Source organism: Dietzia sp. B19 (assembly GCF_014145155.1).
Taxonomy (GTDB): domain Bacteria; phylum Actinomycetota; class Actinomycetes; order Mycobacteriales; family Mycobacteriaceae; genus Dietzia; species Dietzia natronolimnaea.
Genome location: NZ_JAALED010000455.1, coordinates 1 through 5,954, shown reverse-complemented (window position 1 = coordinate 5,954; position 5,954 = coordinate 1). Strand labels below are relative to the sequence as shown.

Below are 5,954 nucleotides of genomic sequence, written 5' to 3'. Positions count from 1 at the left end.
GGCGGTCCCGGACGTGGTCCGGGCGGCGCGCGAGGGTGCCAGGGGAGATCTGTCCGGTGTGCGCGTGGGCGTCGTCTCCGAGTTCGCCGGAGAGGGGTACCAGTCGGGGGTCGAGGCGTCGTTCCGTGCCTCCGTGGACACCCTGCGGGACCTGGGTGCGGAGGTGGTCGAGGTCGCGTGCCCGAACTTCCGCTATGCGCTGCCCGCCTACTACCTGATCCTCCCGTCCGAGGTCTCCAGCAACCTGGCCCGGTTCGACGCCATGCGCTACGGCCTGCGGGTCGGCGACGGGTCGGCCGACCAGGTCATGGCGGCGAGCCGCGAAGCCGGGTTCGGTCCCGAGGTCAAACGCCGCATCATGCTAGGCACCTACGCCCTCTCGGCCGGTTACTACGACGCCTTCTACGGTCAGGCACAGAAGGTGCGCACGCTCATCGCGCGCGACTTCGACGCCGCGTACGAGAAGGTGGACGTCCTGGTCTCGCCCACCACCCCGACGACCGCGTTCCCGCTGGGGGCCAAGGTCGAGGACCCGGTGGCCATGTACCAGTTCGACCTCTGCACCCTCCCGCTCAACCTCGCCGGGCACTGCGGCATGTCCGTGCCGTCGGGTCTCGTCGACGGGCTCCCGGCCGGCCTGCAGATCATGGCCCCGGCGCTGGCCGACGACCGCCTGTACCGGGTGGGTGCCGCCTTCGAGGCGGCGAGAGGCCCGATCGCGTGACCACGGTCCCCGAGAGGGACGCATGGAAGGCCCTGGCGGCGCTCGTCATCGGGTTCTTCATGATCCTGGTGGATCAGACGATCGTCGCGGTCGCCACCGACGCCTTCGTCACACAACTCGGCGCATCGACCAACCAGGTGATCTGGGTGACCAGCGCCTACCTGCTGGCCTACGTCGTACCGCTGCTGTTCACCGGTCGACTGGGCGACCAGATCGGACCCCGCGCGGTCGCGATCGCCGGGCTGGTCCTGTTCACGGGTGCCTCGCTGTGGTGTGGACTCGCGGGCAGTATCGAGACGCTCATCGTCGCGCGGGTGTTCCAGGGGTTCGGTGCCGCGCTGCTCACCCCCCAGTCGCTCAGCGTGATCACCAGGGTCTTCGCCCCTCGGCGTCGCGGGGCGGCCATGGGGGCCTGGGGCGCGGTCGCGGGGATCGCCTCGGTCGTCGGACCAGTCTTGGGCGGGGTCCTCATCGACGCGTTCGACTGGCGCGCGATCTTCTTCGTCAACATCCCCTTCGGCGTCCTGGCCGTCGTCCTCGTCTGGAGGTGGGTCCCCGGTCTCGAGACCCGCTCGCACTCCTACGACGTCCCGGGCATCGTGCTGTCGGCCCTGGGCATGTTCCTCCTGGTCTACGGCATCCAGCAGGGCGAGTCCCACGGGTGGGGAGGGACCACCCTCGCTCTCATCGTCGCGGGGACCGCGGGCCTGGCGGCGTTCGTCTGGTGGCAGTCGCGCGTGCGCACGGAACCACTGGTTCCTCTACGTCTGTTCCGGGACCGGAACTTCTCGATCGGCACGTTCGGCGTCTCGACCATCGGCTTCGTCACCGCCGGCACCATGGTCCCGCTGATGTTCTACCTCCAGGGAGTCAAGGACCTCAGTCCCACGCGCGCCGGTCTGATGCTGCTGCCGATGGCGTTGATCGCGGGCGTCCTCGCCCCGGTCGTCGGGCGGTGGGCGGACAGGATCGACCCGCGGTTGTTCACGGGGATCGGGTACTTCTCGTACGCGATCTCCCTGTTCTGGCTGGCTCTGGTCATGGACTCGCAGACCTCGATCCCCGTGCTGCTCGGACCGATCGCGCTGATGGGGGTGGCCAACGGGTGTGTCTGGGCGCCCACGTCGTCCACCGCGATGCGGCGCCTCGAGCTCGCCTCCGCCGGAGCCGGCTCGGGGGTCTACAACACCACCCGCCAGGTGGGCGCGGTCCTGGGATCCGCGGCGATCGGTGCGTTGATGCAAGCGCGGTTGGTCGTCCACGGCGACGTCGGACAGGCTGTGGCGGACGCCATGTACCTCCCCGCCGTGGTGGTCCTGCTCGGAGGGGTGGCGACGATGGCGTTTCGTACCGGTGAACAGTCGCCGGGGCCGGGCGCGGTGGACCGGCCACGGCCCTAGACTGCGGGAGAACCGAGAGGAGTCCGACGTGCGTATTGGCGTGCTGACCGCAGGCGGGGACTGCCCCGGCCTCAACGCGGTGATCCGTGCCCTGGTGCGGACCGCCCATTCCGAGTACGACTCGCCGGTCCTGGGCTTCCAGGACGGGTGGTCCGGGTTGGTCCACGATCGTGCGGTGCCCCTGTTCGACGACGAGGGGATCGACCGCATCCTGCTGCGCGGGGGCACGATCCTCGGAACGGGCCGGCTCAACCCGGACATCCTCACCGGGAGCCTGCCGGAGATCCGACGGACCCTGCAGCGTCACTCCCTCGACGCGCTGGTGGCCATCGGTGGCGACGGGACGCTGAAGGCGGCGCGGTGGCTCACGGAGAACGGCGTCCCGGTGGTGGGCGTGCCCAAGACCATCGACAACGACGTGGCGGGAACCGACTACACATTCGGGTTCGACACCGCGGTCTCGATCGCCTCCGACGCGATCGACCGCCTGCACACCACCGCGGAGTCCCACGAGCGGGTCATGCTCGTCGAGGTGATGGGGAGGCATGCCGGGTGGATCGCCCTCCACGCCGGGCTCGCGTCCGGCGCGCACATGATCGTCATCCCCGAGGTGCCGTTCGACATCGACTACGTGTGCAAGGTGATGAAGCGCCGCTTCCAGATGGGGGAGGCGTACGGCATCTGCGTGGTGGCGGAGGGCGCCACACCCGTCGAGGGTTCGGGGATGACGTTGCGGCAGGGCGGGACCGACCAGTTCGGGCACGAGGTGTTCACCGGAGTCGCGGACCAGATGGCCTCGGCGATCGCCTCGCGGATGAACCGCGACGTCCGCACCACGGTCCTGGGGCACATCCAGCGCGGGGGAACCCCCACGGCGTACGACCGTGTCCTGGCCACCCGTTTCGGTGTCCACGCCGCGCATGCGGTGCACCGGGGGGACTTCGGTCAGGTGGTGGCCCTGCGCGGGGAGTCCATCGAGATGGTGCCGGTCGCCGAGGCCGTCGCCGTGCTCAAGACCGTTCCGGAGGACCGCTACCGCGAGGCCGCCTGCCTCTTCGGCTAGATTGTTCCGCATGGAGTTCACCGAGGTCGTGTCACGTTTCGATCCCGTCATGGGCATGGAGGTGCACGTCGAGTTGCACACCGCCACCAAGATGTTCTGCGGGTGCCCGACGGCGTTCGGAGCGGACCCCAACACGCAGGTGTGTCCGGTGTGCATCGGTCTACCGGGGGCGCTGCCGGTGGTCAACGGGCAGGCCGTCGAGTGGGCGATCAAGATCGGGCTGGCCCTCGGCTGTTCGATCGCGCCGTACAGCCGCTTCGCGAGGAAGAACTACTTCTACCCGGACCAGCCGAAGAACTATCAGATCTCGCAGTATGACGAGCCGATCGCCCACGACGGTTTCCTCGACGTTCAGCTCGAGGACGGCACCACCTGGCGCGTCGAGGTCGAGCGGGCGCACATGGAGGAGGACACCGGCAAGTCCACCCACGTCGGCTCGGCCACCGGTCGGATCCACGGGGCCACGCATTCGCTGCTCGACTTCAACCGTGCCGGCGTTCCGCTGATCGAGATCGTCTCCAAACCGATCGTCGGCGCCGGGGAGCGTGCCCCCGAGATCGCCCGCGCGTACGTCTCCGCTCTGCGCGATCTGCTCCGGAGTCTCGACGTCTCCGACGTCCGCATGGACCAGGGGTCGATGCGGTGCGACGCCAACGTCTCACTGATGCCCAAGGGCGCCACCGAGTTCGGGACCCGGACGGAGACCAAGAACGTCAACTCCCTGCGCAGCGTCGAGGTCGCCGTGCGTCACGAGATGTGCCGCCAGGCGGACGTCCTGACCTCAGGTGGGGAGGTCGTGCTGGAGACGCGGCACTTCCACGAGTCCGACGGGACCACCACGGCGGGCAGGCCCAAGGAGTCCGCCGAGGACTACCGGTACTTCCCCGAGCCCGACCTCGCACCGGTCGAGCCGCTGGACGAGCTCATCGAGAAGATCCGTGCCGAGTTGCCCGAGCTGCCGTGGCTGCGCCGCGCACGGGTGCAGGCCGACTGGGGTGTCTCGGACGAGGAGATGCGCGACCTGGTCAACGCCGGAGCGTTGGACCTGATCCTCGCCACCGTCGACGCCGGCGCGCCCCCCACCGAGGCCCGGTCGTGGTGGGTGGCCTACCTCTCGCAGCAGGCCAACAAGCGCGGCGTGGGCCTGCCGGAGCTGGAGATCACCCCCGCCCAGGTGGCGCGGGTCATCGAGCTCGTGGCGGAGGGGACGCTCACCAACAAGCTCGCCCGGCAGGTCGTGGACGCGGTCCTCGACGGTGAGGGTGAGCCGGACCGGGTCGTGGCCGACAAGGGCCTCGAGGTGGTCCGTGACGACTCCGCCCTGCAGAAGGCGGTCGACGACGCCCTCGCCGCGCAGCCGGACATCGCGGAGAAGATCCGCTCCGGAAAGGTCCAGGCCGCCGGCGCGATCGTCGGAGCGGTCATGAAGGCCACCCGCGGGCAGGCCGACCCGGCCAGGGTCAAGGAGCTCGTGATCGCCGCCTGCGGGTGACAGCCCCGGGGGTCCTTGCGAGCCCGGGACGGGGTGTGTTCTTCTGGTGCGCAGGTGCCGAGAGGCACTGTGGGGACGGAAGCGGGTGACGTGGTGGCCGAGCGGGAGTGGAGCACGGGACCGGTGGTCATCACCGGCGCCTCCGGCCAGGTCGGCACCGCGCTTCGGGCGCGACTGGCCGGGCTGCCGAACGAGGTCCGCGCGCTGAGACGAGGCGACGACGTGGCCACGGCGTCGGTCGGAGCGTCCGCGGTGGTGCATCTGGCCGGGGCCCTGTTCCCGAGGCGGCCCGACACCTACCAGTCGGCGAATCTCGACACGGTGCGCGCCACGGTGACCGCACTGAAGGACTCAGGGGTGCGCCGCGTCGTCTTCCTGTCGTACCTGGGGGCGGATGAGACCTCGACCAACCCGTACCTGCGGTACAAGGCCCACGCAGAAGGACTCATCCGCGCGAGTGGGATTCCCGCGGTCGTCTTCCGCGCCGCGCACATCTTCGGCACCCCCGACGCACCCGGGCCCACCGTCACGGAGATGCTCTCCTCGGGGGACGGCCCGTCACCGTCCTCGGGCCGGGGACCCAACGCTATGACTGGATCGCTCGCGATGATGTCGCCGAGGCCCTGCTCCACGCGGCGCTGGACCACGCCACCCCGACCGGTATCTTCGAGCTCGCCGGACCGCAGTCCCTCTCCGTGGACGAGTTCGTCACTCGGGTGAACGGCGCGGACGTGCGGATCCGGCATCTGCCGGCCACCCTCGCACGTCTCCTCGGACGCGTCCTCCCGACGCTCCCGAGCCCCCTGGTCGACGTGATGCTCCGTGACTTCTCTCGTCTCCCGGCGCCGGGGAGACCGCGGCACTGTTCGGCGCCACCCTCCATCGCCTCGACGAGATGTGGCCCGCCGGGTGAGGTGCCCCACCAGACCGCGAGTCAGGTCCGGGCGTCGCCGCCTCCGCCACCGGTCCGGGGCAGGATGACGGCGCGATCGTCGGTGGGGACAGGGGAGCCACCACGCTTGTTGGTCGTCCCTCCGAGCAACACCCCGTCACCGACCGCCGCCAGACCGGTGATCCGTCCGTAGCGCCCCTCGGCCAGGGCCTCGGGCTGGCCCCGTGCCGCCCCACCCGCGAGGGGGAGTGCGTCGGCGCGTTCGCCGTCCGGCAACGCGAGTGCCAGTGAGTCCTCGGCCGCGGCGCACCCTCCCGCCGATCGCTGATCGGGCCAGGTCCAGATGATGCGGTCGGCGCTCCGGATCACCGCGCCGCGGTCGA

At 70.2% G+C, this 5,954-nt stretch carries 5 protein-coding genes and 1 pseudogene; 5 read left to right on the top strand and 1 reads right to left on the bottom strand.

The window, feature by feature from the left end; genetic code table 11:
• The 5 genes from G6020_RS17160 to G6020_RS12765 form a co-directional block, all read left to right on the top strand.
• Positions 1-724, top strand: a 724-nt coding sequence (locus tag G6020_RS17160; RefSeq protein WP_241732700.1) for an amidase family protein, incomplete at its 5' end; no start/stop codon positions are given.
• A complete protein-coding gene (locus G6020_RS12780; protein WP_182610882.1) occupies positions 721-2,124 on the top strand; it encodes a DHA2 family efflux MFS transporter permease subunit in 1,404 nt (467 codons plus the stop codon). The genes G6020_RS17160 and G6020_RS12780, both read left to right, overlap by 4 nt.
• Positions 2,125-2,152: 28 nt before the next feature.
• Positions 2,153-3,187, top strand: coding sequence for an ATP-dependent 6-phosphofructokinase (locus tag G6020_RS12775; protein ID WP_179525527.1), 1,035 nt, complete (start codon positions 2,153-2,155; stop codon positions 3,185-3,187).
• 10 nt (positions 3,188-3,197) lie between these two features.
• On the top strand, positions 3,198-4,679 hold the full coding sequence (gene gatB / locus G6020_RS12770; protein ID WP_182610881.1) for an Asp-tRNA(Asn)/Glu-tRNA(Gln) amidotransferase subunit GatB: 1,482 nt from the start codon (positions 3,198-3,200) through the stop codon (positions 4,677-4,679).
• Positions 4,680-4,733: 54 nt separating this feature from the next.
• A complete protein-coding gene (locus G6020_RS12765; RefSeq protein ID WP_182610880.1) occupies positions 4,734-5,399 on the top strand; it encodes an NAD(P)H-binding protein in 666 nt (221 codons plus the stop codon).
• Between the two features lie 214 nt (positions 5,400-5,613).
• On the opposite strand, the pseudogene G6020_RS12760 reads toward G6020_RS12765, so the two are convergent.
• Positions 5,614-5,954 (bottom strand): annotated as a pseudogene (locus G6020_RS12760) (oxidoreductase); the annotation flags it as partial.

Excerpts from the sequence above, each read along its gene's own strand:
- gatB (WP_182610881.1), top strand. The coding sequence starts at position 3,198 with ATGGAGTTCACCGAGGTCGTGTCACGTTTCGATCCCGTCATGGGCATG.